The following is a 23,595-nucleotide window of genomic DNA, read 5'->3' as shown; positions in this document are numbered from 1 at the left end:
ATGCGCGATGTAGCTATTGTAGCCTTTGCCCAGTCTGATTGTGTGCGCGATGCTGGCGCTCGCAACGAAGTTGAGCTGATCATGCCGGTCTTGCAGGAAGTCTACAAGCAGACGGGTATTAACAGTGCTCAGGATGTTGACTTCACCTGCTCTGGTAGTTGCGACTACCAGCAGGGCGCAGCCTTCGCATTTGTGGCGGGTGTTGACGCGCTGGGTGCCGTGCCACCCATTAAAGAGTCACACGTTGAGATGGACGCCGCCTGGGCGCTCTATGAGTCTTGGCTAAAAATTCAAATGGGCCAGGCCGAGTCGGCACTGATTTACGGCTTTGGTAAGTCGTCGCCAGGCGAATTGCCGATCGTACTCTCTCAACAACTCGACCCCTATTACTTGGCGCCACTCTGGGTGGACACCATTGCCTTTGCTGCCATGCAGGCGCGGGTGATGCTGGAGCAGGGTTTGATTACTGAAGCCGAGATGGCTGAGGTCGTTGCGCGCTCACGCAAAAACGCCGCCAACAACCCCCACGCTCAGCTTAAGGGTGATGTCAGTGTTGATGAGCTGCTCGCCGAGCCCGAGTATGAATCGCCACTGCGTCGCCACGATTGCTGCCCAATCTCTGATGGCGCTTGTGCAATGATTATCTGCACCGTCGAGAAGGCTAAAGAATGGGGTAAGCCCTATGCCGTGATTAAGGGGATTGATCACCGCATCGAGACCCACCACATCGGCTCGCGCGATCTAACGCAATCAATCTCTACCAAGCAAGCGGCTGAGGCGGCTGGTGTCGCGCAGGGGCCAGTGGATATTGCCGAGTTGTATGCGCCGTTCAGCCACCAGGAAATCATCCTGCGCCGGGCGCTGAATTTATCCGATGACACCAAGGTAAACCCGTCGGGCGGCGTATTGGCAGGCAATGTGATGATGGCCTCTGGCCTGTCGCGCATCGGTGAAGTGGCCATGCGATTAATCAACGGTGAAGGCAAGCGCGGCGTGGCACACGCAACGTCGGGGCCGTGTCTGCAACAAAACCTGGTAACTGTACTGGAGGCCCAATAATGGCTCAATTAGCTGCTGTGGTCGGCGTCGGTCAGACCAAATACAAAACAAAGCGCGGCGACGTATCAATCGCGGGCCTAGTTCGCGAAGCGGCGCAGAATGCGCTCAATGATGCCCAGCTAACCTGGGATGACATCGATGCCGTCATCCTCGGCAAGGCGCCGGACATGTTCGAGGGCGTTATCATGCCCGAGCTGTACCTCACCGATGCACTGGGTTGTAACGGCAAGCCAATGCTGCGTGTGCACACTGCTGGCTCGGTTGGGGGCTCCACGGCTATCGTGGCGGCATCCTACGTGCAGAGCGGCGTGTTCAAACGCATTCTCACGGTGTCGTTTGAGAAGCAATCCGAGTCCAACGCCATGTGGGCATTGTCCAACCCTCAGCCATTTTCCCCACACTTGAATGCGGGTGCTGGCGGTTATTTTGCGCCGATTATTCGCGAGTATATGCGCCGTTCTAATGCCCCCTATGACGCGGGTATTAAAGTTGCCGTGAAAGACCGCCTGCATGGTGCCAAAAACCCGCTGGCGCATCTACAGCTGCCAGAAATTACCATGAAAGAGGTCGAAGACAGCCCAATGCTGTGGGAGCCACTGCGCTTCCTTGAGGCCTGTCCGTCGTCTGATGGTGCCTGCGCGATGGTTATTGCCAATGAAGATCTTGCCGAGCAATCACCGGGCAAGCCAGCGTGGATTCGCGGTGCGGCAATGCGTTCAGAGCCGACTATGTACGCCGGCCGTGAGCAGGTTAACCCACAAGCGGGCCGCGATTGTGCGAAGGACGTGTACAAGCAAGCGGGTATCGACAACCCTCGCAAGGACCTCGATTGCGCTGAGATCTATGTACCTTTCTCCTGGTATGAGCCCATGTGGCTGGAAAACCTCGGTTTTGCCGAAGAAGGTAAGGGGTGGGAGCTCACCATGAGCGGCGCAACCTCCCTACTGGAAGGCGGCGATATTCCCTGGAACTGCTCTGGTGGCGTACTGTCGTCGAACCCGATTGGTGCCTCGGGCATGATCCGCTTTGCCGAAGCAGCGCAGCAGGTGCGCGGTGAAGCGGGAGACCATCAGGTGGACGGTGCCAAGACGGCAATGGGCCACGCCTACGGTGGTGGTGCCCAGTTCTACTCAATGTGGATAGTGAGCAGCGAAAAGCATTAACAAATGGTCATCAGCCATCCCCCTCAACTCGTCCCTTGGGAGGATGGCTGGGTGAGAATGGCCTTGTTACTGTGTTGGGCTATACGCCGTTCTGGCCTGCCCGGCAATACGGTTGCGATACATTACTGCGAGTCATCGCAGAGATAACAATTAAACAAATTGGCGCCGCCGTCGAGGCGGCGTTGATCTAACAGGGACCCACTATGAGCATGCATTTTAACCTTGCGGATTTGTTTGAAGCCGTTGCCGATAAAGTACCCAGCCGTGAAGCACTGGTATGTGGCAGTAGCCGTGCGACCTACGCCGAGCTGGATGCTGGCGCCAACCGTATGGCCCACTACCTGAGCAGTCAGGGTGTGAAGGCCGGCGACCACGTTGGTTTGTACATGTACAACTGCAACGAATATCTGGAAGCGATGCTGGCTTGCTTCAAAATTCGCGCGGTGCCTATCAATGTTAACTACCGCTATGTGAAAGATGAGCTGCTTTACATCTTTGATAATGCAGACATGGTTGCCTGTGTGCATCACCGCGAGTTCGCCCCGCATATTGCTGATGTTCGTTCGGCGGCGAAGAAACTGAAAGTATTCGTGTCGGTGGATGACGGTAGCGATGCAGACATCGCCAGCATTGGGTCTATCGACTACGCGCAGGCCTGTGAAGGACAGAGCGCCGAGCGCGATTTCGCTGAGCGTGCCGATGACGACTACTTTGTGCTCTACACAGGTGGCACTACGGGCATGCCTAAGGGCGTTATGTGGCCGCATAAAAATGTATTTTTTGCGGCGATGGGCGGCGGCGGTCACTTTTCGCCACTCGGCCCCTGTGAGAAGCCAGAAGATATTACCGAGCGTGTCGGCGAGCACCCGCTGACCGGTATCGCACTGGCGCCGTTGATGCATGGCGCATCGTGGTGGTATGCCTGTATCCAGCTGCTTGCGGGCAACAAGCTGGTGCTTAATCACAATCGCTCCTTCGACGGTGCCGAGGTATGGCAGATCGTTGCGGACGAAAAAGTGAATGCTGTGCAGATCGTTGGCGATGCCATGGCTATTCCCCTGTTGGATGCACTCGATGCGAACCCCGGTCGCTGGGATTTGTCGGCAGTATTTAACGTTGGTTCAGGCGGTGCGATCTTTTCTGAAGCCAAGCAAGAGGCCTTCAAGAAGCATTTCCCTAATGTCTTTGTTACCAACGCGTTTGGTTCGTCGGAAGGCGGCCAAATGGGCATGGATAACGGCAGCAAGAAAACGGCATCGGGACTTGGCAACGTTAGTCGTACCGACTACATGGACGTGATTATCGACGAGCCAGACCAACCGCGTCGTCACGCTGAACTCGGCGAAACCGGTATCTTTGCTCGCGCGGGTTACATCCCAATGGGCTACTACAACGACCCTGAAAAAACCGCGAAGACCTTCGTTGAGGTGGACGGTAAGACCTGGTTGTTGACGGGCGATGCCGCCAAGCTGGAAGAAGATGGGTCAATTACTGTCTTCGGCCGCGGCTCAAATTGTATTAACAGCGGTGGTGAGAAAATTTTCCCCGAAGAGGTTGAAGACGCGCTTAAGGCCCACGACGGTGTCTTCGATGCACTGGTCATTGGCGTTCCCGACGAGCGTTGGGGTAGCCGCGTGAGTGCGGTTATTCAGGCGCGCGAGGGTGTCGACCTCGACCTTAAGAATGTTCAAGAGCATTGCCGCAAACATGTGGCGGGTTACAAGGTGCCACGCGAGGTGCATATCATTGCAGAAATTCCTCGCGCCCCCAGCGGCAAGCCCGACTATAAAACAGCAAAAGCCTTTGCGCTGAGTGGTGAGGGGCAGGTTTCCTGACCCCGGGGCCGGGGTAGCGATGCTACTCCGGCACACTCTGCCCGCATTCATGGCCGCTGCTTTTCACTTATTCTCATAACAATGAATTGCGAATGGAGCCAATCATGCCTACCGAACTGCCTATCAGTACCGAAAACTGCATCGTTGAAAAAGACGGCCACGTACTGATTGTTACCCTGAACCGCCCGGAAGCAAAAAATGCGTTCAGCCCTGAAATGCTGTTGGGGCTCTATAAAGCGTGGCGCTTGCTGGATGAAGACGACGATCTTCGCTGCGCTATTCTTACCGCCAACGGCGATACCTTTTGTGCGGGTATGGACCTTAAGGCCGGAGCGGATGGCCAACAGCGCAGCACGGAAGAGTTTATGGAATTGATGGCCACAGTGCCCAATATCCATTGGCAGGCACTGCTGCGTGACAACCGCCCCTGCAAGCCATTGATCCTTGCTGTGGAAGGTTATGCGCTGGCGGGTGGAACGGAAATTCTTCAGGGTACTGATATTCGCGTTGCGGCTGAGGATGCCATCTTCGGTGTGACGGAAGTGGCGCGTGGCCTATATCCGATGTCTGGCTCAACTGTGCGTCTGCGCAAACAAATTCCCTACTGCATTGCCGCTGAAATTCTGCTGCTTGGTGAGCACGTTAGTGCACAGCAGGCGCTGGAATTTGGCTTGATTAACCGCATTGTGCCCAAGGGTGAAACCTTGAACGAAGCGAAGAAAATAGCCGAAAAAATCTGTGCAAATGGCCCGCTGGCGGTGAAAGCGGTGACGCGTTCATTGCGTGAGCACACCGAGCACCTGGCAGAAGACGAGGCGATGTTGAAGTCCGATGAGCTGGCAGGCCCGGTGTTTGCCTCCAAGGATGCCAAAGAAGGCATGCGGGCCTTCAAAGAAAAACGTCCCGCCGAATTCACCGGCGAATAGTCCGTCGCAGCGGCGGACGATGCTTCCGCCGCTACCCGCGACCCACTTCTCAATACGAATAATTACCCCGCTAAGAAGGATGAGGCTATGTCTGGGCCACTAAACGGCGTGAGAGTTATCGAGATGGCCGGCATTGGCCCCGGGCCTTACGCCTGTATGTTGTTATCCGACCTGGGCGCTGAGGTGATCCGAATTGATCGCAGCGGCGCACTGGGCCAGCCGGGTGATGTCAGCACCCGTGGTCGGCGCTCGATAGCCTTAAACCTGAAATCAGAAGACGGACTCGCGATTGCCCGACAGCTGATCGATGGTGCCGACATGCTTGTCGAAGGTTTCCGACCCGGTGTGATGGAAAAGCTAGGCCTGGGCCCCGAGGTGTGCTGTCAGTCAAATGAAAGGTTGATATACGGCCGCATGACGGGGTGGGGGCAAAACGGGCCGCTGGCAATGACAGCCGGTCACGATATTAATTACATCGCCTTAAGTGGCATGTTGGCAAGCATGGGCGATGCTGACCGCCCACCACCGGTGCCCCTGAATGTGGCGGGCGATCTGGGTGGCGGCTCGCTATTTCTGGTGATGGGAATGCTGGCGGCGTTGCATGAGCGAAGCCAGTCAGGCAAAGGACAGGTTATCGATGCGGCAATTTGCGACGGCGCGGCATCGTTAATGAGCACCCTGCACGGCCTCAAAGCGATCGACTTCTGGGATGCCGAGCGAGAGCACAACATGCTTGATGGCGGCGCGCCGTTTTACCGCAACTATGAGTGCAAAGACGGGCGCTATATCTCTTTCGGCGCAATCGAGCCACAGTTTTATGCGTTGTTGCTGGAAAAACTGGATATTGATTTTGGTGGCACAGACTACAGCGTGCAGTTGAACAAAGCCGATTGGCCGCGTCAGCGTGAGCAGATCGCTGCGCGAGTTAAGGAAAAGACTCAGGCACAGTGGTGCGCGATTTTCGACGGCACTGATGCCTGCGTAGCACCGATTGTGCCGTTAGATGAGGCAATCGACCATCCACATAACGCCCAGCGAGGGAACCTTGTTGAACGCGATGGCGTGGTTCAAACTGGCGTCGCGCCGAGGTTGTCTCGCACTCCCGGTGAAATACAAAGTGGTCCAGCAGTGAGTGGCGCTCAAAGCCGGGAGCTACTGCAGGAACTGGGTTTCGATAAAGAAAAGATCGAGTCGCTAATTGCGGGGAATGCAGTTAGTACAGACTGATAGGGAGAGAGAATGAATCACGCACACGTTTTTTACGACGTGCTAGAGCGCAGGCGGTCAGTTCGCGCATTTCGCCCCGAGCCGATAGCCGAGGCGCGCTTACAGAAGATTTTTCGCGCTGCGCAGCAAGCGCCGTCGAACTGTAACACGCAACCGTGGTTGTGCGCGGTGGTCAGTGGTGAGCGATTGGAAGTACTCAGAGCGGCGATTCCGGAAGCATTTACCGCAGGGCAGTGGACCATGGACTTTCCCTACGATGGTCAATACCAAGGGGTGTACAAGGAGCGCCAATACCAGGCAGCGTCTGACCTATACAGCGCGATGGGGATTGCCCGCGAGGATAAAGCCGGGCGCAATGAACAATTCATGCAAAACTTTCGGTTTTTTGGTGCGCCGCACGTGGCATTTATTTTCCTGCCCGAGCCCTTCGGTTTGCGCGAAGCAGCCGATTGCGGCATGTATGCCCAAAGCCTGATGCTGGCTCTGACAGCAGAGGGCTTGGCCAGTTGTCCGCAGACGGCACTGAGCTTTAATGCCGACCTAGTGCGAGAGGTACTGGGAATAGGTGCGGAAAATAAACTGCTATTTGGTATCTCCTTCGGCGAAGAAGACACCGATGCTGCAGTGAATAATTGCCGAACCCAGCGCGACACTTCAGACAATTGCCTGCGGTTCTTTTCCTGAATAGAGCGAGATAACTATGAGCGATACAGTACTTCAGAAACTAGACGAGCACGGTGTGCTGCTGCTGACGCTGAACCGGCCAGAGAAAAAAAATGCTTTTAGCAATGAACAGTGGCTGGCCTTTGGCGAAGCGCTGGAAGCCGCCGATGAAAATCCGGCGGTCGCCTGTGTGGTGGTGACCGGAGCGGGCAGTGATTTTTCCAGCGGCGTAGATCTAAACGATTTTTCAGAGGCGGGTGGGGAGCACCCTTTCGAGCGCTGCGCGCGACGTCTGGTCGACTTTAACAAGCCTATTGTGAGCGCGGCCAAGGGCGTGGCGATAGGTGGTGGCGCGACCTTACTGCTGCATACCGATGTTGTCTATGTGGGCGAATCCCTGCGTTTGCGTTTTCCTTTTACCGCGTTGGGCTTGGTGCCTGAGTGGGGCAGCAGCTACCAGCTTCAGGCCGTTATCGGTGCCCGTAAAGCCGCAGAACTGATGTATACCTCTGAGTGGCTGGGGGCTGAGCGCGCAGTAGAGCTGGGTATTGCCACGGCGGCTTACAGCGATGACGAGCTGCTGGAGCGGGCTATGGAGAAGGCAAGAGAAATTGCGAAGTGGCCGGTCAGCTCGTTGCGTGAGACGAAAGATCTGATGCGCCGAGTGCACCGTGCAGCGATTCATGCCGCTATTGATGCTGAACAAGCAGGCATGGCGAAACTGGCGGGTAAGCCCGAAAATATTGAAGCTGTCGTAGCGATTATGGAAAAGCGCGCACCGGATTTTTCCCAGTTTCGCAAGGCATAACTCTCTGTGAGGTGAGGGTTGCCAATATTTGATTGAGCCCAGGGAGTGAAAATGAATCAGCCCTATATTGGTTATCGCGGAGCGGTAAAGCCTGAGTGGATCGATGTAAACGGCCATATGAATGCGACGCACTTTGGTTTGGTGATCTACGAGGCGCACGCCGCGCACAGTGAATGGCTAGGCTTTAATGAGGAGTATGTCGAGCGGGCCCGGTGTGGCAAAGCCGTGCTGGAAAGCCATATGCGCTATGAGCGTGAGGCCGGGTTGGGCGACCAGCTGGAGGTGCGGTGTTGGCTGCTGGCGGTCGATAATAAGCGTCTGCATTTCTTCCACGAGCTGTATAACTGCAGCCGGCAATGCCGCAGCGCCACATCTGAGCAAGTGGACATTCATATCGACTTACAAGCGCGGCGCTCAGCAGACATGCCCGAATCGCTGCAGCGCTTTTTGCGTAAGCAAGTCCGCGAAAATCTGGCGCAGCCGCTGCCGCTAAATATTGGTAGTCAATTGCGGCCGCCGCGAAATACCTGGTTGGATGGCGAATGATCAAGCCTTGGTATCGGCGTCCGCTGATACATTTTCTTGTGCTGGGTTGCCTGTTGTATGCGGCAGAGCGGTGGCGGCTGCAATACGCCGCTTATCAAATTACGGCGCCCGATGCGGCGTTTTTGATCGATGCTGCTGTGCAAGTCGAAACACTGCAGGGGCGACCGCTTTCCCCGGCGCAGCACGCGGCGCTGCGTCAACATGAAATCGACCAACGCATATTGTTTAGTGAAGCCCTGCGCCGAGAGCTGCATTTGAGCGACCCTGTTGTCAAACAACGGCTATTGCGCAACGCGGCTTTCCTGGGGATGGACGGCAGCGCTGAGCAGCAGATGAATACGGCGTTGTCCTTGGAGCTCCATCGCGGTGACGAAGTGATTCGGCGCCGTTTAATACAGCGCATGGAAGCACTCGGCAGCGCTTCCGGAGCGTTAACAGCGCCAACGGAAGCCCAGCTGAGGGCTGCTTACGAGGCCGATAGAGCGCGCTGGAGCGGTGAACCGAGTTATAGCTTCCAGCATATTTTTATCAGTGCAGACAAACGAGGTATGCAACAGCGGGCCGAAGACCTACTCCAACGGCTACGTAGTGGGGCACTCAGTGATACAGCGGCTCTCTCACAGGGGGATAGCTTTCTGCTGGGCTCTGAGATGTCTCAAGTCTCGGCATACCACCTGGAGCGCAGTTTTGGTGAATCTTTTTCCCAGTGGATGCAGCAGCACTCAGCAGCGTCGTTGCAGTCCTCGCATTGGCAGGGCCCCGTTGCCTCGGCGTATGGTTTACATCTGGTTAAGATAACGGGCTTTCATCCTGCTACTGAGCGCGCATTTGACAGCGTTAGGTCGCCGCTGCGCGAGGAGCTGTTACAACAGCAGCGCGCAGACAATCTCCAGGGCTTCATAGAGCAATTACGCCAACGTTACCGAGTGCGCAGCCCATGAATGTATTTTGGCGCCTATCACTCCTGGCGGGACTAATGCTGTTTGCTGGGGCGAGCTGGGCACATAAATTAGCGCCGTCGTTGCTGGAATTTCGCGCAGTAGGCAATGCTGAATATCAGGTGCTGTTTCGCACGCCAGCTGACGCACAGCGACCGCCGCAGCCGCAGTTTCCCGCTGCGTGTTCACCTTCAGCGCCGAATATTTCGCCTCAGGGAACGGCCCTGGAGTGGCGCTGGGAACTGCATTGTTCAAGCCCCTTGTCTGGGCAGAGCATCGCCATCACTGGCTTGCAGCAGAGTCGTACAACGGCCTTATTGCGTGTTCAGAATGAACGCGGTGAGCTATTCGAAACACTCCTAACGGCGGACGCCCCGCGCTTTGAATTTGCCGAAAAAGCATCGCAGGGTAGCGTCTTTACACAGTATTTGGGCCTGGGTTTCAGCCACATCTTAATTGGTTTGGATCATTTATTATTTGTAGCGGGGCTGCTGTTACTGGTTAGCACATGGCGCCTGCTGTTGTTGACCATTACCGCGTTTACGGTCGGGCACAGTATCACCTTGGTGCTGGTGAGCATCGACGTGTTGCCGCATTGGCCGGCCTTGGTGGAGTTGGCTATCGCGGCAACGATTTTACTGTTGGCCCTGGAATTAACGCGCCCGGCATCTGGCCGCGCTGGCGGTATTTTGCGCCGCTACCCCTGGCCGATGGCGCTGCTGTTCGGTTTGGTGCACGGGCTGGGCTTTGCCGGCGTATTGGCGGAACTGGGGCTGCCCAGCGGACACCTGCTCAAGGCGGTGTTGGCCTTTAATATTGGCATTGAGCTCGGGCAGTTAGCCTTTGTTGCAGCACTGGCCGCGGTGCTGGCGGCCCTGCGCTCGGTTTCGCGCTGGGAGCCGCCATTGCGCTATGCGCTGATATACAGCATGGGTGCGATATCGGTATTCTGGTGCCTGGATCGCGGCGTTAGCCTCGCGGCAGAGCTTAGCCGCGCCGCCATGTAAGCACTCAGCTGCTGAAGGGCGCCATATCAAAGTAGTCCCGCCACTGCTGAATTAACCCGTCGCGCAATAGAAATACCCCCATAACAGGCAGGTCAATGGCCTTGCCTGCTAGGTTTATTCGGTCTGTGCGTTCATTCATGACAACGCCATTTGCGTCATCGCAAAGCTGGTGGTGCACAATGAATTCAATGTCTTCCAGGCTGTTGAGAAAACCCTCGATAAATTCGCGTATGGCGGCTTTGCCAATGTGTGGCGGTCCCATAGGAATGTTGCAGTATTCGGCGTCCTCGTGAAAGAAACCCATGATCTGTTCGAGATTTCGCTGGTTCCACGCCTGCATAAACTGGTCGATTATTTGCTGATTCTTGTCGTTCATTGCTTGTGTCTCGCCGTTATTATTTTCTGGTTTACAGTGTAAGCTTGCTCGGGTAGTTTTACCAGTACCTGCAATGAAGCTTGCTGAGGCTCTGCTATGAATCGTCCGTTTTACCACAGTCGCCGCCGTTTACTTTCTCACCTCATTGAGCGGGGAATGCGGTTATCGGCGCGACGCTATACCCGTCGCACAAAGCGAGTTGACAGCCCGGGCGCCGAGACCGCCACGGGAAATATCGCCGTGGGGCAGCCCACGCGCCCGGAAGATTTTCGGCCGCTGGAAGACGCCTGTTTTCAGAACCCCTATGCCTTTTACAAAATGCTGCGCGACGACTACCCGGTTTACCAGTTGCCCAATGGCATTTACTGCCTATCCCGGTATCAGGATATTGTTGAGGTTAGCCGGAACACCGACGTTTTTTCGTCTACCCATCAGGGCGTGATTGCAGGGCTAAAGCCTGGACACAGTGTCGAGCGCGTGGCGGCGAAGTTGCGCCCCCTTGAAATGATGGGAGTGATACCCAGCGACGTGTTGGCGCTGTCTGATCCGCCGGCCCATACCGCCGAGCGCAAGGCCGGGCATCGCGGTTTAAATGCGCGGGTGGTCAAGGCCATGGAAGACGAGGTGGCGGCGCTTTGTCGGGAAATGATGGATGCGGTCATCGACAGGGGGGAACTTGAGTTTATGCGCGACTTCGCCTGGCGGTTGCCCATGCGACTGATCATTCGCATGCTGGGCTTTCCCGAAGCAGACTATGAAAAAATAAAAGACTGGTGTGTGCACGGTATTGCCACACAAAGCGGTATCGCTCAGGGGGCGGCGCTAGCCCGCAGTCAGGCAGAGCTGGTGGTGTTTTATCGCTATTGCTGGCAGCAATTTATACTGGCCAAGCGGCGGCCACGCGATGATCTTAGCGCGGTGTTTGTGCAGGCGGCCACGGGCGAAGATGCGGTGATGGCTGGGCACACCGCGGTTTCCGCAGTAATGCAGCTGCTGATCGCCGGGTCGGACTCTTCCGCGACCAGTATGGGAAATGCGCTGAAACTGTTAATTGAAAACCCCGAAATCCAGACGCAGCTGCGCGAGGATTTGGATGGCTTACTGCCGGTCTTTATCGAAGAGGTCTTTCGCCTTGAAGCGGCCTTTCAGGGGCATTTTCGTTGGACCAAGAGCGCGACGCAATTGCACGGTGTACACTTGCCCGCCGACAGCCGGGTGTTTCTAATGTGGGCGGCGGGGAATCGCGACGAGCGCGTATTCACGGCGCCCGATGACATTCGTCTTGACCGCAGTAACGGCAAAAAACACCTGACATTTGGTCACGGTATACACGCCTGCATTGGTCGCGAGCTGGCGCGCACGGAAATTCGTATCGTATTGCGTGAGTTTCTGCTGCGCACCGAAAACCTATCCCTGGCGGGACCATCCCCCTATGTGGCGTCGATGTTTGCACGCACATTGCAGTGCTTGCCGATCCGCTTTACCGCTAAGCGCGGGCTCGCTGGCGGTGGTGGAGGAGCCGAGCGTCGTGACCACGCCGGAGCGGCATAGTTGTGTTGGCTACAAATAAGATAAGTCGAGGTGATATGAGTGGCAGTTTGAATCGCCAGCGTTTTGTGGATGCTGCGCTAGACGTGATTGCCGATGTTGGCGTTGATAAATTATCGATGCGCCGCGTTGCCAGTCAGCTGGGGGTTTCCGCAATGGCGATGTACAAGCATTTTGCGAATAAAGATGAGTTGCTGGGGGCCGCCTTTGAAGAATTTATCGCTCGCGCGGAGGTGCTGCCCGATGACCAATTGCCCTGGGATGAATGGCTGACTGTGAGCGCGCGGGGCATGTACCAGGCGCTGTGTAGCGAAATGTCCTGGGTGCCCTGGCTGGGAAAGTTGCGCCTTGGCGGCAACGCGCTCCGGGTGACAGAACGCTTTGCCGCCAAGCTGGCGGAAAGTGGATTGGCGACAGATGCCTCGGTGAGGGTCTATATGGCGACTATTCAGCTCGTCGTCGGCGCTGTGTGTATGCGGACCTCTTTGCATGCCGGTCATTGGCAACAGGGCGAGGCTGCGGCGGCGATGCCTGAGGCACTGTCGCCGGAGATCTTTACAGGCTTGGCAAATGCGGTTGCTCAGGAGCCCATCGACATATCCTTACCCCTGTTGATTGAGGGGGTTCGCCACCAATTACTGGCTTAATGCCGCCTGCCTGCCCGCCAGTCGACCGAAGAATGTCGCATCACCCACCGACATGCCGCTGGCGTATCCCTTTGCGGTGCGCGGCAGGCCCGCGGTTGCACGGCCTGCGGCGAAGAGGCCGGGGATCGCCTGGTTGTCGACATCGAGTACTTCGCCATTACAACGTGTTTTTAAGCCGCCGAGCGTAAAGATTAGCGGGCCATTGGTGCCCGGCATAATGATTGCGCGCATTTCACTGGCGGAATACTCCAGCAGGGCGTAAGGCGGTTTACTGAGCGGCTTTAGCCATTCGGAGGTTTTGTGGAAGAGCGGGTCGCGCCCTTCACTGGCATGTCGATTAAAATAGTCGACGGTATCTTCCAGCGCGCCGGGGGGGAAGGGGGCTTCTGATGCCACCTCAGCGATGCTGTTACCGCTGGCGATCAGCGGTGCACGCTCCAGGTAATGTGAGGCCTCGTAGTCCTCTTCCTGCACAAGTAAATAGAATTTTTGCTCAGGCTGCTGGCAGGAGTAATGCGCCAATCGGGCTAGGTAGGCATCTTCATTGATGTAACGCTGACCACGCTGGTTGAGCAGCAGGCCGTAGGTAAGCTTGGCGGGTGGGTAGAGTGGGAACGACATGAAGGCCTGATCCATATTGATGGCTTGGCCACCCGCCGCGAGCCCCAGCTGGATACCGTCGCCCATATCATAGCTATTGCCGTAGGGCACCGCGTATTGATGAATCTCTGGCAGATATTGGCGGGTCATCGCCTCATTCATAACAAAGCCGCCGGTGGTCAACACCACCCCGCGCGTGGCGCGGATCGCGATTTCGCGGTTATCGTGTTTCGCGATAACGCCACAGATTCGCCCCGTATTGTCCGCCAGCAGTGCCAGTGCCCGGCAGTCGTTAACAACGTCCACTCCCGCTTCATCAACGCGCTGCATAATTGCATCCATAAAAATTTTGCCGCCTTCGTCACCTTCCTTTGAGGGGACGTGGCCACGCGGCACTGGCTCAGCGATGGTATTGAAGGGGTGAGATTTTTCATTGCCGGTAAACAGCAGCGATTCGTCGCTGAGTGGCACCACGGTGCGCTCATGCATTACCGCACGCTTATAGCTAACACCCAGTGACTCCACCCAGTCGAAGTGAGCGGCCGCGCCCTCGGCGTAGCAGCGAATTTTTTCGCTGTCGCCGTAGGGGCCCAGCGCTTCGTGTAGGTAAGCGAGCAGGTTTTCAGTACTGTCGTGTATGCCCAGGTCTTTCTGCAGCGCGGTGCCGCCACTGCCGCCGAGATACATTTCGCAGCTGGATAACGCGGTGGCACCGCCACCGGCGCTGGCGCGTTCAATAATACAGACCTTCGCGCCGGCCGCGGCAGCCTCAAGGGCCGCGGCAGCGCCAGCGCCGCCGTAGCCGCAAATTAACACGTCGGTGGTGATATCAAAGTGAGTAACGGATTCAATTGGGTGTATGCGGGCGTTCGCTGCCATCTTTCAGGGCCTCATTATTGTTGTTTGTGACGTCGATAATTTTAACTTATCATTTGATAAGTATTAATGTCGAGTCAAAAGAGCGCCCCATGGCTAAGCCGTCATCACGAAATCACATTATTGCTGTTGCCACCGAGCTGTTTGCCGAGCGTGGTCTGTCGGTGTCGCTGCGGGAGGTCAATGAGGCGGCGGGTCTGAGCGCTGCGGCCGTTCACTATCACTTTAAAAACAAGGGGGCGTTGATCGATGCGGTGCTTCGCAGCCGCATGCGACCCAAGGCCGAGCGAGAAGGGCAGCTACGACAATTGGCCACTGCGCCCAAGGTCACCATCGACGATATTGTTCGGACCTTGCTTGCGCCGCTGCGCGAGGTGTTGTCGGAAGACGCCATCGCAGGGCGGCAGTATGCCAGGGTGATTGCCCGGGTGTACGCCGAGCAGTCGGAAGAGCTTCCTTTGCTGGATGAATTCCTGTCGCCAGCCAATGCGCTGATTGCCATGCTCGCGCAACAGCGCCCGGATCTGTCATTGCTGCAGTGCCGACTCCGCTATGGCTTCGCTGTGGAAGCGATGCTCAATACACTGTCTTGCGTACACTTCCCCAGCCCCTTTGGTGGTGATGAGGTGGCGGACGATATGGCCATGTTGTTTGATGAGTTACAGCAGTTTTTGGTGGCGGGTTTGTCGGCGCCATAGCGGATCTGCGAATTCACGTTCTATTGCGAATAGCCACCACCAAAGCATTCTGTTATTAGTGTCTGGGAGTTTGTTTGCCAGCAAAGGATAGCGGTATGTCCACCGAGCTAAATCAGCCTTGGTATGAGCGCGCCATTGCCGGAGTGGATCGCCGGCATTTCGTCAATAACAGTCAAGCTGACCTGGTTGTCGGGCGCAGCATCCCCCCAAAAGACCTGGTTGCCCGCAGCTTAGCCTTGCTCACCCTGCCGGAAAAGGCCCGCGTGCTTCATCTGGGGGCGGGTGTGGGATATGCCACGGCGGTGTTGGCCCAGATTGCCGATCGCGTGATTGCTATCGAAAGCAATCCAGCGCTGGCCGAGATTGCTAAACAGAAGTTGGTTGCGTTAGATGCGAGCAATGTTGAACTGCGCGTTGGCGACGCCAGTGCCGGGGCGCCTGAGGACGGCCCTTTTGATGTAATTTGGGTGTCAACGCCGGCGATTACTGAACGTGAATCCCTGTGGGAGCAGCTCGCTGAGCGTGGCCAGTTTCTCTGCATGGAAATGGGTGAAGCCTCGCGGTTGGTGCTGGTGAAGTACCAGAACCGGGGACATCATAAAATCGCGCGCACCGAACATGGCTATGTCGATATCGCTCCGACAGAAGACCAGATATTTGTCGAGCTCGGCATGGTAACGCCTGAGGTGCTGGCACAGGCGAGGGCGCAGGCGGAAAAAAATAACAGCTTGATTGTCGATGAAATCAGCAAGCTGCAACACCTTGATGAATTAAAGCTATACCGCTCAATGGCGAAGCAGTGCGGCCTGCCGTTGCAAAGTATGGAGCAACTGCTCAGTAAAGTTGATCCCCGGGTTTTTTCGCGGTTTTCACAGGCATTTCTGGATAATTTGCAGGCCATTCCCCTGTGTGTTGAGCGCGGGCGTTTGCTGGTTGCCTGCACACGGCCAGGCACCTCGATGCGCGAAATTCAGCTGGTTTTTCCCGAGTTAAAAATCGAGAAAATACTGGTTACCCCCGTTGATTATCGACGCTTGTGGAGCTCGCTAACACGCGGCGCAAAAGGGGGGAAAGATGCTGGTGAGCAAGAACGACCGTCTGACGACAAGACCGATAAAGACCTACTGGACAGCGAAACCGGTGAACCTGATGCGCGCCTGGTCGCCGTCTATGAGGCGCTGCTGCTTGACGCTGTCGCGGACCGCGCCAGTGATATTCACTTAGAAAAATACCGAGACCGGGTGCGGGTACGGCTGCGGGTGGACGGCGAGCTGCGTGATTTGCACCACTACCAGATTAGTGCTGCGGGCTATCGCGGTTTAGTCAATGTGGTGAAACTTCGCGCCGAAATGAATATTGCCGAGCGGCGTTTGCCCCAGGGCGGTCGGTCGCAGGTGCGAGTAGGGGATGCGCGTTTCGATTTGCGGGTTCAGGTGCAGCCTTCGCTGCACGGCGAGCACGTGGTTATCCGTTTGTTGCCGCAAAATTCGCCGCTGATCAGCATCGACAGTTTGGGGATGTCGCCGCTGGTGGCAGGGCACTATCGCCGCTTGCTGAACAACCCCGCAGGTTTGGTGTTGGTGGTGGGGCCAACCGGGTCGGGTAAAAGCACTACCTTAAATGCTGGCCTGCAGATGCTTGCCGACGATGCGCGGCGAAAAGTCATTACCGTGGAAGACCCCATCGAGTACTCCATTGACGACATTCAGCAGACGCGTGTGCGGCCCGAGATCGGTTTCAGTTTCGCCGATGCGATGCGCTCCTTTGTGCGTCAGGATCCGGACGTCATTCTCGTTGGGGAAATTCGCGACCACGAGACGGCGCTGGAGTCGATACGCGCTTCGCAGACGGGGCATATTGTCCTGTCCACACTGCATTGCAACGATGCCATTGATGCCGTTCAGCGTTTATTTGATCTCAATGTGCACCCCAACTCGCTGGCCAGCGAGTTGCTCGCAGTGATTGCCCAGCGCCTGGCGAAACGTATTTGCCCGCATTGTAAATACGAGGCGGAGCCCGAGCCGGACATACTCAAGGAACTCTTTCCCGGCGACGCGCCCAAGCACTTTCGTAGCTACAAAGGCAAAGGTTGTGAGCGCTGTCATGGCAGTGGCACGCACGGGCGGGTGGCAGTGGTCGAGTATTTACAACTGAACGCTGAGCTGCGCGACAGTATTTCCCGCGGTCGTCCTGTGGGTGAGCTGCGTGCTCAGGCGCTGGATTCAGGGTTAATCACGATGCGTGACTCCGCTCTCGACCACGTAATTGCCGGCAACATCCCTTTGTCTGAATTACCCCGTATTTTGCCGGAGGAGCGTATGGCACCGGAGAAGCGCGGCCAGTGGCAACGCTAATTGCGAGGACCAGCAATGACTGAAAAATCAATTCAACGCCCGGCGGCAGAGGATGCCTACCGCGATGAGCTTGCGCTGTTAAAGCAGCGGGATCAGGAACCGGTACCGCCCGGTTGGTGCCTGTCTCCCTACGCCGTTGAGCAATTTATAATGGGAGATGCCGAGTTAGGTATCGAGCGTAAGTTTGTCGCGCCCCAGGCGCTGCTTAGCCGCGTGATTATTTCGTTGGCCACCAACCGAGGAGTCATGTTGATTGGCGAGCCGGGCACGGCTAAGTCTTGGTTGTCAGAGCTATTGGCCTGTGCCATCTCTGGCCATTCCAAACTAACGATTCAGGGCGGTGCGATCTCTGATTACCGCCAGCTACTCTACGATTGGAATCAGGCCATTTTGCGGCGCGATGGGCCGTGTCGTGAGGCCTTGATTCCAGGGCCTATTTATCGCGGGATGGCAGCCGGGCAATTGGTGCGCTTTGATGAATTGGCGCGTTGCCCGCAGGCGGTGCAAGACGCCATCCTATCGGTAATGTCTGAGCGTCAAATGCAGATTCCCGAACTGGAAGGAGAGGATGCGACGCTCTATGCGCGCGAGGGTTTCAATATTATCGCCAGCTCTAACTCTCTGGATCGCGGCCTGTTTGATATGAGTGCGGCACTGAAACGCCGGATGAATTTTGAGACCATCGCGGCGATTAATGACCTTGCCGATGAAATGGATGTTGTCCAGCGCGAGGCGGGGAAATTACTTCGCGGCAGTGGTGTCTCGATGGACATCGAGCCGATGATCGTCGAGATGCTGGTAACGGTATTTCATGAACTTCGCAACGGTCAAACCCTGAGTGGCCGCAGTACTGACCGTCTCGCGGCGGCGGTAATGTCCACCGCGGAAGCGGTTTCGGTGTTGCATGCAATGGCGGTATACGCCTATTACTACCGCGATGGCGTCATGCAACCAGCCGACTTGATCCACTTCCTGCTGGGCGCGGCGCTAAAGGACAATCCGCAAGACCGGCGGCGCGTGCGCCATTACTTTGAAACAGAAGTGGTGAACAAGCAGGGCAGTCACTGGCAGGCGCTGTATGAACAGCGCCATTTACTAAAAGATTGATCGAGCCACCACCGCTCACCGCTCCCGTGCTCGGTGGCGGCAGCGTTTAGCTTGCTTTTAGCTGCTCGGCATATTGGCTTTGCGCTGCGGCGTTGATAACGGCGTGTAAGGACGCACTCACCACATCGTTGTTCACCGCCACGCCGATATAGCGCTGCTTGTTAATGCTCAGCAACACGTAGGCTATCGCTTCTGACGCAGTGCCTGATTTCAGGGCGTGCTCGCTGTAGTCGATCACTTCCACCGCGTCGCCATAGCGCTGTTGCCAGGCATCGGTCAGAGCACTGATCGCGCCATCGCCTTCACCTTCCAGGGAAACCGCTTGGCCGTTGATATGGGTGACCAGTTTAAGCCGGTCGTGGCCGTGATGGCTGGCATTGTCCTGACTAATGGAGAAATTCTGCAGTGACTGCTGCCCCTCAGGCTGAAGGTAACTGGCGGCGAAGACCGACCAAATCTCGGCTGCACTGAGCTCTCCCGATTGGGCCTCGGCTTCGGCCTGTACTTTCCGGCTGGCGTCAATTTGCAGCCAGCGCGGCATATGCAGGCCGTAGTCGTTCTCAAGCACCCAGGCAACACCGCCCTTGCCAGACTGACTGTTAATCCGTATCACAGCCTCGTAGTTGCGACCCAGGTCAGCCGGATCAATAGGCAAGTAGGCAACGTCCCACTGAGCATCTTTGTCCTGCTGGGCGAGGCATTTTTTTATCGCATCTTGATGGCTGCCCGAGAACGCCGTGAACACCAACTCACCGGCGTAAGGGTGGCGGGGGTGCAAGGGAATCGCTGTGCAGTGCTCAACCACCGAGATGATTTCGTCCATATCGGAGAGGTTCAGCTTGGGGTCAATGCCCTGGCTATACAGATTCATCGCCATAGTGACGACATCCATATTGCCGGTGCGCTCGCCATTGCCAAGCAAGGTGCCCTCAATGCGGTCGGCGCCTGCCATCAATGCCAGTTCGGCAGCCGCAACCCCGCAGCCGCGATCATTGTGAGTATGAATCGACACCCGGTAGTCTGCGCGGTACTGACTGTGGCGGCAGAAGTACTCGACCTGGTCGGCGAATACATTGGGAGTGGCGCATTCTACGGTCGCGGGCAAATTGACGATGAGAGGTTTACCACTGTCACGCCACTGAGCGATAACCGCATCGCAGACCTCAACGGCGTAGTCGACTTCGGTACTGCTAAAACTTTCGGGTGAGTATTGAAAGGTCCACTGGGTTTGCGGGTAGCGCTCAGCGTATTCCCGAACCCATTTCGCCCCTTGAACGGCGATGGCTGTAATACCCGCTTTGTCGAGACCAAATACCCGTTCGCGCTGCACGGGGCTGGTGGAGTTGTAAACATGGACAATGGCGCGCTTGGCACCCTCCAATGCTTCGAAGCTGCGAGCAATCAAGCTCTCGCGCGCCTGCACCAAAATTTGGATAGTGACGTCGTCAGGTATACGTTGCCCCTCTATCAAGGCGCGTACAAAGTCGAAATCGGGCTGGGATGCAGAGGGAAAGCCAACTTCAATTTCCTTAAAACCGAGCTTGACCAGCAAGTCCCACATACGCAGTTTTTGTTGCACGGTCATCGGTTCAACCAGGGCTTGGTTGCCATCGCGCAGATCAACTGAACACCAATCGGGGGCGCGATCGATAACGCGGCTTGGCCACTGTCGATCATCTAAGGCGATGGTGGGGGTGGGGCGGTATTTGCTGTGGTCAAAAGTCATCTCAGTTCCTGTCGTGAGGCTTGGCCTCATAGTTGTTTTTTAGCCCGCGGGTAGCGGGCTGTTTTTTTTCAGCCTTGTGGGCCTTTTAACGCGTCGGAGTCGCGGGGTGTTGCGGCTCGTTCGGTGTGGGTGGAAGCGGTAACTTCCTGTAGTTGGGCTACGTGGAACAGTGTAGGGAAAACGGCAGGGCAGGCGATTGCGAAGTGCTGGTTAATTTGGGGTGAAAATTCTTTTTTATTGCCAATATTGCTTTTATTTTGGAATAATATTGCTATTGATCGTTATTTGGTGGTTTTTATGAATATAGATCGCTATGACAGAGCAATTTTGAGTGCCCTGCAGAATGACGCGCGCCTTAGTAACCAGGAGTTGGCTGATCATATTGGCTTGTCGCCGTCGCCCTGCTTGCGGCGGGTGCGGCGCCTTGAGGAAAGTGGCTTAATCGAAGGTTACCGGGCCCTGCTCAATGCCCGCCAACTGCAACTTAAGTTGATGGCCTTCATCCATATCAGCATGGACAAGCACACGCCTGAGCGCTTTGAGAATTTTGAGAAGAAAGTGGCCAATTGCGACGCAGTATTGGAGTGCCACCTGATTACCGGCCAGGATGCCGACTACCTGCTAAAAGTGATCGTCGAAGATATGGACGGGTTTCAGGCCCTGTTGCTGGAACAGATTACTCGAATAGAAGGCGTAAGCGGCGTACACTCGAGCTTTGTAATGAAGTCGCCAATCAGTAAAACGGCGCTACCTATTTAGCGTAAAATGACGAAGGGGTGATGATATGGGCGGTCAGTTTATTGCTTCGCTTGAAGAGGTGAAGGACGGGGAATTTCTCAAGCGGGAAGTCGATGGCAAAAAGGTATTGCTAACCCGTGTGAACGGGCAAATCGCCGCTGTCGAGAACCGCTGCCCGCACCTGGGCTTGCCGCTGGCGAAAGGGGCGATTTGTGACGGCGCCGTTACCTGTCCTTTTCACGGTAGCCGCTTTGATTTGCTCAGTGGTGAGAACCTGGATTGGACGCACTCTTTCTTTGGGGCAGAGCTGCCGAAATGGAGTCATAAGCTGATTGCATTGGGTAAAGCCCCGCAAGATTTACATACCTTTGATATCGAGTGTGTTGATGGCGCGGTGTATCTGCGCGGGTAAGGTATGTTGTGCTTTTTGTGTAAGGGCTTGAGATAGTAATGGCGGTAGATATTTCCGTTGTCCCGATTACCCATGCCATTCAGCAGGCGGTTGCGCCGGTATTTTTGCTGGCGGGCATCGGCGCAATATTAAATGTGCTTACCAATCGCTTAGCCAGGATTATTGACCGGTCGCGTAATTTGCACGCCAGGCTGGAGATGGTCGGGCCGGAGAAATCTGAGACAATACACGCTGAGTTGGTTGTGCTCACCAAGCGCGCTCGGGTGGTCAATCGCGCTATTGGCTACGGCACGGTGAGTGCCTTGCTGGTGTGTACGGTGATTGCGACGCTGTTTATCAGTGCGGTGGGCGAATGGAATAGCGGCATGTTTGTCGTCGCGCTGTTTGTGTTGGCAATGTTGTTTCTTATTGTTTCGCTTTTGAGTTTCTTGCGAGAGATTCAAATGGCGATGAAAGTGATCCTCAACGGGCCGTGACGACGCCAATGCTTTTTACTGTCGCTTAAGCGTCTTTGTCGTCGGGCGTTTCGGCCCGCGGAACCTGGTGTTGTTTGCTAACCTTCTGCAGCATAAATACTGGGTAGTGTTTGCGAATATAGGTTTGTTCGCGAAACAGCTGCCCAACATCCAGGCTTTTGTCGAGGGCAATTGCCAAACCGTCACTGTCTTGCCGAATAGCCACACCTTCAGCTTCCAGCGTTTTTCCGTCATGAAAGATAATGACGCCGCTGAGCCGGGTGGAGATGGCTAAGTCGGGCTCATTGACCGCCGCGATTTTTAGCCCCTTTTCTGAGACATCAATGACCGAGTAGCGCTGACCGGAGTGCGCGTGAAAGGGGGGCTGTTCATTATCTGGGTAGGGCACCCGGAAATACCGTCGCTGGCTAGGCGGCTTTTGTTCGCTCATTGCGTTTTCCCTTCATCTCTGAGCATGAGCATAGCAGAAACCGTATCCGGCAGCGTGCGACAGCGGTTTACAGAATTTATTTACTTTTATTATTTGGAGAAAATCTATGACCGACAAAATCGTCATTGTGGGAGGTGGCGCCGGAGGCCTGCCGCTGGCAAGTAGCCTGGGTAAAAAACTGGGGCGCCGGGGCCGTGCAGAAATCACGCTGGTGGATAATTCTGCCAGCCATATCTGGAAACCTCGCTTCCACGAGGTGGCCACGGGCGCAATTGATGCAGACTTAGACGCGGTGGATTATCGAGCCCATGCCCGGCGTAACCACTACCATTTTGCCTTGGGCAAGATGCAGAGCGTGGACAGGGAGAACAAGCAGTTGGTGTTGGCGCCTCATTGCAATGCAGCGGGCGAGGAAGTCTTGCCTGAGCGACGACTGGACTACGATTATCTTGTGTTGGCAGTGGGCAGTCGCGGGAACGATTTCAACACGCCCGGTGTGCGCGATCATTGCTTGTTCCTGGACAGCCGCGCGCAGGCGGACCGCTTTCACGACCGTTTTCTCGATCTGTGTTTGCGCGCCAACCATCGCGCCGAGCCACTTTCTATCGCCATTGTTGGCGGCGGCGCAACCGGCGTTGAGTTAGCGGCGGAGATTCATCACGCCGTTGCCTTGTTGAAACTTTACGGACATGAGCAACTGGATCGCAGTCGCCTGAGGGTGGATGTTATTGAGGCGGGTCCCAGCTTGTTGCCGGTGCTTAAGCCGGCACTGGCGGCGACGGTGAAATCTGAGCTGGAGAAAATGGGGGTGAATGTTCACCTGAATACCAAGGTGAAAAGCGCTGATGCCGAAGGCTTTGTTACCGCTGACGATCAGCGCATTGATGCGGATATCCGGGTTTGGGCGGCCGGCATCAAGGCGCCATCGTTTTTGGCGGAGCTCGGTTTGGCGCACAATCGCATCAACCAGCTGATGGTTTCGTCCACCTTGCAGACCGAAGATCCCAGTATTTTCGCCATTGGGGACTGTTGCGCCTGTGAGATGTCGGAAAACAAATTTGTGCCACCGCGCGCGCAGTCTGCCCAGCAAATGGCTAAACACCTGTCCAGGAACCTGCAGCGACAAATTGCCGGCGAGGCGCTAAAACCCTTTACTTACCGCGACCATGGTTCCCTGGTATCGCTCTCCAACTACACCGCGGTAGGGAGCCTGATGGGAAGTTTGCGTGGCGGCTCGGTATTTGTAGAGGGCTGGTTGGCGCGAATGATGTACATCAGTTTGTACCGCATGCATCAAGTTGCCCTTTATGGCTGGATCCGCACGGCGATGCTGCTGCTCGCCGGGCGTTTTAATAAACTGTGGCGCCCGCGCCTAAAACTACATTGACGTAGCGCTGGCCGCTGCTGCGTCGGGGTGCTAAAAAGGAAGGCACAC

23 protein-coding genes are annotated in these 23,595 nt (G+C 56.0%); 19 read left to right on the top strand and 4 right to left on the bottom strand.

Annotated features, from left to right (window positions below; all coding sequences use genetic code 11):
* The 10 genes from B3K78_RS13470 to B3K78_RS13425 all read left to right on the top strand — a co-directional run bounded on the left by B3K78_RS13470 (window position 1) and on the right by B3K78_RS13425 (window position 10,172).
* Window positions 1-1,059 (top strand): thiolase family protein, encoded by a 1,059-nt coding sequence (locus B3K78_RS13470; RefSeq protein WP_204995913.1) that lies wholly within the window; start codon window positions 1-3, stop codon window positions 1,057-1,059.
* Complete coding sequence (locus B3K78_RS13465) at window positions 1,059-2,222, top strand: thiolase family protein (protein WP_286695856.1); 1,164 nt, start codon at window positions 1,059-1,061, stop codon at window positions 2,220-2,222. The genes B3K78_RS13470 and B3K78_RS13465 overlap by 1 nt, the downstream gene beginning before the upstream one ends.
* A gap of 203 nt (window positions 2,223-2,425) precedes the next feature.
* On the top strand, window positions 2,426-4,057 hold the full coding sequence (locus tag B3K78_RS13460; RefSeq protein WP_286695855.1) for an acyl-CoA synthetase: 1,632 nt from the start codon (window positions 2,426-2,428) through the stop codon (window positions 4,055-4,057).
* Window positions 4,058-4,161: 104 nt separating this feature from the next.
* Window positions 4,162-4,983: a crotonase/enoyl-CoA hydratase family protein gene (locus tag B3K78_RS13455; protein WP_286695854.1), complete on the top strand. Its 822-nt coding sequence runs from the start codon at window positions 4,162-4,164 to the stop codon at window positions 4,981-4,983.
* An 87-nt stretch (window positions 4,984-5,070) separates the two neighbouring features.
* On the top strand, window positions 5,071-6,210 hold the full coding sequence (locus B3K78_RS13450; RefSeq protein WP_286695853.1) for a CaiB/BaiF CoA transferase family protein: 1,140 nt from the start codon (window positions 5,071-5,073) through the stop codon (window positions 6,208-6,210).
* A gap of 12 nt (window positions 6,211-6,222) precedes the next feature.
* Window positions 6,223-6,894 carry a nitroreductase gene (locus B3K78_RS13445; RefSeq protein ID WP_286695852.1) on the top strand — a complete coding sequence of 224 codons (672 nt, stop codon included), beginning with the start codon at window positions 6,223-6,225 and terminating at the stop codon, window positions 6,892-6,894.
* A 16-nt stretch (window positions 6,895-6,910) separates the two neighbouring features.
* Window positions 6,911-7,681 carry an enoyl-CoA hydratase-related protein gene (locus B3K78_RS13440; protein WP_204995908.1) on the top strand — a complete coding sequence of 257 codons (771 nt, stop codon included), beginning with the start codon at window positions 6,911-6,913 and terminating at the stop codon, window positions 7,679-7,681.
* A 51-nt stretch (window positions 7,682-7,732) separates the two neighbouring features.
* Complete coding sequence (locus tag B3K78_RS13435) at window positions 7,733-8,227, top strand: thioesterase family protein (RefSeq protein ID WP_286695851.1); 495 nt, start codon at window positions 7,733-7,735, stop codon at window positions 8,225-8,227.
* The gene (locus tag B3K78_RS13430; protein WP_286695850.1) at window positions 8,224-9,168 is read left to right on the top strand and encodes a peptidylprolyl isomerase; all 945 of its coding nucleotides are present in this window, start codon (window positions 8,224-8,226) and stop codon (window positions 9,166-9,168) included. The genes B3K78_RS13435 and B3K78_RS13430 overlap by 4 nt, the downstream gene beginning before the upstream one ends.
* Complete coding sequence (locus tag B3K78_RS13425; RefSeq protein ID WP_286695849.1) at window positions 9,165-10,172, top strand: HupE/UreJ family protein; 1,008 nt, start codon at window positions 9,165-9,167, stop codon at window positions 10,170-10,172. The genes B3K78_RS13430 and B3K78_RS13425 overlap by 4 nt, the downstream gene beginning before the upstream one ends.
* A 4-nt stretch (window positions 10,173-10,176) precedes the next feature.
* Here the strand turns inward: B3K78_RS13425 and B3K78_RS13420 are convergent, their stop codons facing one another.
* Window positions 10,177-10,548 carry a nuclear transport factor 2 family protein gene (locus B3K78_RS13420; protein WP_286695848.1) on the bottom strand — a complete coding sequence of 124 codons (372 nt, stop codon included), beginning with the start codon at window positions 10,546-10,548 and terminating at the stop codon, window positions 10,177-10,179.
* A gap of 96 nt (window positions 10,549-10,644) precedes the next feature.
* On the opposite strand from B3K78_RS13420, the gene B3K78_RS13415 reads away from it, so the two are divergent.
* Together B3K78_RS13415 and B3K78_RS13410 are read left to right on the top strand one after the other, a co-directional pair.
* Window positions 10,645-12,099 (top strand): cytochrome P450, encoded by a 1,455-nt coding sequence (locus B3K78_RS13415; protein WP_286695847.1) that lies wholly within the window; start codon window positions 10,645-10,647, stop codon window positions 12,097-12,099.
* Window positions 12,100-12,134: 35 nt separating this feature from the next.
* Window positions 12,135-12,743, top strand: a complete 609-nt coding sequence (locus B3K78_RS13410) for a TetR/AcrR family transcriptional regulator (RefSeq protein ID WP_286695846.1) — start codon at window positions 12,135-12,137, stop codon at window positions 12,741-12,743.
* Here B3K78_RS13410 and B3K78_RS13405 read toward each other — a convergent pair.
* Window positions 12,732-14,222, bottom strand: a complete 1,491-nt coding sequence (locus B3K78_RS13405; RefSeq protein ID WP_286695845.1) for an FAD-dependent oxidoreductase — start codon at window positions 14,220-14,222, stop codon at window positions 12,732-12,734. The two genes, B3K78_RS13410 and B3K78_RS13405, sit on opposite strands and share 12 nt — an antisense overlap.
* A gap of 89 nt (window positions 14,223-14,311) precedes the next feature.
* On the opposite strand from B3K78_RS13405, the gene B3K78_RS13400 reads away from it, so the two are divergent.
* From B3K78_RS13400 to B3K78_RS13390, 3 genes are all read left to right on the top strand, one after another.
* Window positions 14,312-14,917, top strand: a complete 606-nt coding sequence (locus B3K78_RS13400) for a TetR/AcrR family transcriptional regulator (protein WP_286695844.1) — start codon at window positions 14,312-14,314, stop codon at window positions 14,915-14,917.
* Window positions 14,918-15,012: 95 nt separating this feature from the next.
* A complete protein-coding gene (locus tag B3K78_RS13395; RefSeq protein WP_286695843.1) occupies window positions 15,013-17,271 on the top strand; it encodes an ATPase, T2SS/T4P/T4SS family in 2,259 nt (752 codons plus the stop codon).
* A gap of 15 nt (window positions 17,272-17,286) precedes the next feature.
* The gene (locus tag B3K78_RS13390) at window positions 17,287-18,378 is read left to right on the top strand and encodes an ATP-binding protein (RefSeq protein ID WP_286695842.1); all 1,092 of its coding nucleotides are present in this window, start codon (window positions 17,287-17,289) and stop codon (window positions 18,376-18,378) included.
* 46 nt (window positions 18,379-18,424) lie between these two features.
* Here B3K78_RS13390 and leuA read toward each other — a convergent pair whose 3' ends face one another.
* Window positions 18,425-20,104, bottom strand: coding sequence for a 2-isopropylmalate synthase (gene leuA, locus B3K78_RS13385; RefSeq protein WP_286695841.1), 1,680 nt, complete (start codon window positions 20,102-20,104; stop codon window positions 18,425-18,427).
* A gap of 297 nt (window positions 20,105-20,401) precedes the next feature.
* On the opposite strand from leuA, the gene B3K78_RS13380 reads away from it, so the two are divergent.
* The 3 genes from B3K78_RS13380 to B3K78_RS13370 are packed head-to-tail and all read left to right on the top strand — an operon-like array spanning window position 20,402 to window position 21,730.
* Complete coding sequence (locus tag B3K78_RS13380) at window positions 20,402-20,863, top strand: Lrp/AsnC family transcriptional regulator (protein ID WP_204995898.1); 462 nt, start codon at window positions 20,402-20,404, stop codon at window positions 20,861-20,863.
* A gap of 25 nt (window positions 20,864-20,888) precedes the next feature.
* Window positions 20,889-21,254, top strand: coding sequence for a Rieske (2Fe-2S) protein (locus tag B3K78_RS13375; RefSeq protein ID WP_286695840.1), 366 nt, complete (start codon window positions 20,889-20,891; stop codon window positions 21,252-21,254).
* A 38-nt stretch (window positions 21,255-21,292) separates the two neighbouring features.
* Window positions 21,293-21,730 (top strand): DUF2721 domain-containing protein, encoded by a 438-nt coding sequence (locus B3K78_RS13370; RefSeq protein WP_204995897.1) that lies wholly within the window; start codon window positions 21,293-21,295, stop codon window positions 21,728-21,730.
* Between the two features lie 25 nt (window positions 21,731-21,755).
* Here the strand turns inward: B3K78_RS13370 and B3K78_RS13365 are convergent, their stop codons facing one another.
* Window positions 21,756-22,160 (bottom strand): PilZ domain-containing protein, encoded by a 405-nt coding sequence (locus B3K78_RS13365; protein WP_286695839.1) that lies wholly within the window; start codon window positions 22,158-22,160, stop codon window positions 21,756-21,758.
* 106 nt (window positions 22,161-22,266) lie between these two features.
* Here B3K78_RS13365 and B3K78_RS13360 point away from each other — a divergent pair, with 106 nt between their 5' ends.
* Window positions 22,267-23,547 (top strand): NAD(P)/FAD-dependent oxidoreductase, encoded by a 1,281-nt coding sequence (locus B3K78_RS13360; protein ID WP_286695838.1) that lies wholly within the window; start codon window positions 22,267-22,269, stop codon window positions 23,545-23,547.
* Window positions 23,548-23,595: the final 48 nt, after the last annotated feature.

Origin of the sequence: Spongiibacter sp. UBA1325, assembly GCF_002306875.1 — a bacterium.
Lineage (GTDB): Bacteria > Pseudomonadota > Gammaproteobacteria > Pseudomonadales > Spongiibacteraceae > Spongiibacter > Spongiibacter marinus.
This window is presented reverse-complemented; position numbering and strand designations above follow the sequence as displayed.

What these genes read in the sequence shown, in the direction of transcription:
- B3K78_RS13470 (WP_204995913.1), top strand. Translation starts at nt 1, where the DNA reads ATGCGCGATGTAGCTATTGTAGCCTTTGCCCAGTCTGATTGTGTGCGC.
- B3K78_RS13465 (WP_286695856.1), top strand. Translation starts at nt 1,059, where the DNA reads ATGGCTCAATTAGCTGCTGTGGTCGGCGTCGGTCAGACCAAATACAAA.
- B3K78_RS13460 (WP_286695855.1), top strand. Translation starts at nt 2,426, where the DNA reads ATGAGCATGCATTTTAACCTTGCGGATTTGTTTGAAGCCGTTGCCGAT.
- B3K78_RS13455 (WP_286695854.1), top strand. Translation starts at nt 4,162, where the DNA reads ATGCCTACCGAACTGCCTATCAGTACCGAAAACTGCATCGTTGAAAAA.
- B3K78_RS13450 (WP_286695853.1), top strand. Translation starts at nt 5,071, where the DNA reads ATGTCTGGGCCACTAAACGGCGTGAGAGTTATCGAGATGGCCGGCATT.
- B3K78_RS13445 (WP_286695852.1), top strand. Translation starts at nt 6,223, where the DNA reads ATGAATCACGCACACGTTTTTTACGACGTGCTAGAGCGCAGGCGGTCA.
- B3K78_RS13440 (WP_204995908.1), top strand. Translation starts at nt 6,911, where the DNA reads ATGAGCGATACAGTACTTCAGAAACTAGACGAGCACGGTGTGCTGCTG.
- B3K78_RS13435 (WP_286695851.1), top strand. Translation starts at nt 7,733, where the DNA reads ATGAATCAGCCCTATATTGGTTATCGCGGAGCGGTAAAGCCTGAGTGG.
- B3K78_RS13430 (WP_286695850.1), top strand. Translation starts at nt 8,224, where the DNA reads ATGATCAAGCCTTGGTATCGGCGTCCGCTGATACATTTTCTTGTGCTG.
- B3K78_RS13425 (WP_286695849.1), top strand. Translation starts at nt 9,165, where the DNA reads ATGAATGTATTTTGGCGCCTATCACTCCTGGCGGGACTAATGCTGTTT.
- B3K78_RS13420 (WP_286695848.1), bottom strand. Translation starts at nt 10,548, where the DNA reads ATGAACGACAAGAATCAGCAAATAATCGACCAGTTTATGCAGGCGTGG.
- B3K78_RS13415 (WP_286695847.1), top strand. Translation starts at nt 10,645, where the DNA reads ATGAATCGTCCGTTTTACCACAGTCGCCGCCGTTTACTTTCTCACCTC.
- B3K78_RS13410 (WP_286695846.1), top strand. Translation starts at nt 12,135, where the DNA reads ATGAGTGGCAGTTTGAATCGCCAGCGTTTTGTGGATGCTGCGCTAGAC.
- B3K78_RS13405 (WP_286695845.1), bottom strand. Translation starts at nt 14,222, where the DNA reads ATGGCAGCGAACGCCCGCATACACCCAATTGAATCCGTTACTCACTTT.
- B3K78_RS13400 (WP_286695844.1), top strand. Translation starts at nt 14,312, where the DNA reads ATGGCTAAGCCGTCATCACGAAATCACATTATTGCTGTTGCCACCGAG.
- B3K78_RS13395 (WP_286695843.1), top strand. Translation starts at nt 15,013, where the DNA reads ATGTCCACCGAGCTAAATCAGCCTTGGTATGAGCGCGCCATTGCCGGA.
- B3K78_RS13390 (WP_286695842.1), top strand. Translation starts at nt 17,287, where the DNA reads ATGACTGAAAAATCAATTCAACGCCCGGCGGCAGAGGATGCCTACCGC.
- leuA (WP_286695841.1), bottom strand. Translation starts at nt 20,104, where the DNA reads ATGACTTTTGACCACAGCAAATACCGCCCCACCCCCACCATCGCCTTA.
- B3K78_RS13380 (WP_204995898.1), top strand. Translation starts at nt 20,402, where the DNA reads ATGAATATAGATCGCTATGACAGAGCAATTTTGAGTGCCCTGCAGAAT.
- B3K78_RS13375 (WP_286695840.1), top strand. Translation starts at nt 20,889, where the DNA reads ATGGGCGGTCAGTTTATTGCTTCGCTTGAAGAGGTGAAGGACGGGGAA.
- B3K78_RS13370 (WP_204995897.1), top strand. Translation starts at nt 21,293, where the DNA reads ATGGCGGTAGATATTTCCGTTGTCCCGATTACCCATGCCATTCAGCAG.
- B3K78_RS13365 (WP_286695839.1), bottom strand. Translation starts at nt 22,160, where the DNA reads ATGAGCGAACAAAAGCCGCCTAGCCAGCGACGGTATTTCCGGGTGCCC.
- B3K78_RS13360 (WP_286695838.1), top strand. Translation starts at nt 22,267, where the DNA reads ATGACCGACAAAATCGTCATTGTGGGAGGTGGCGCCGGAGGCCTGCCG.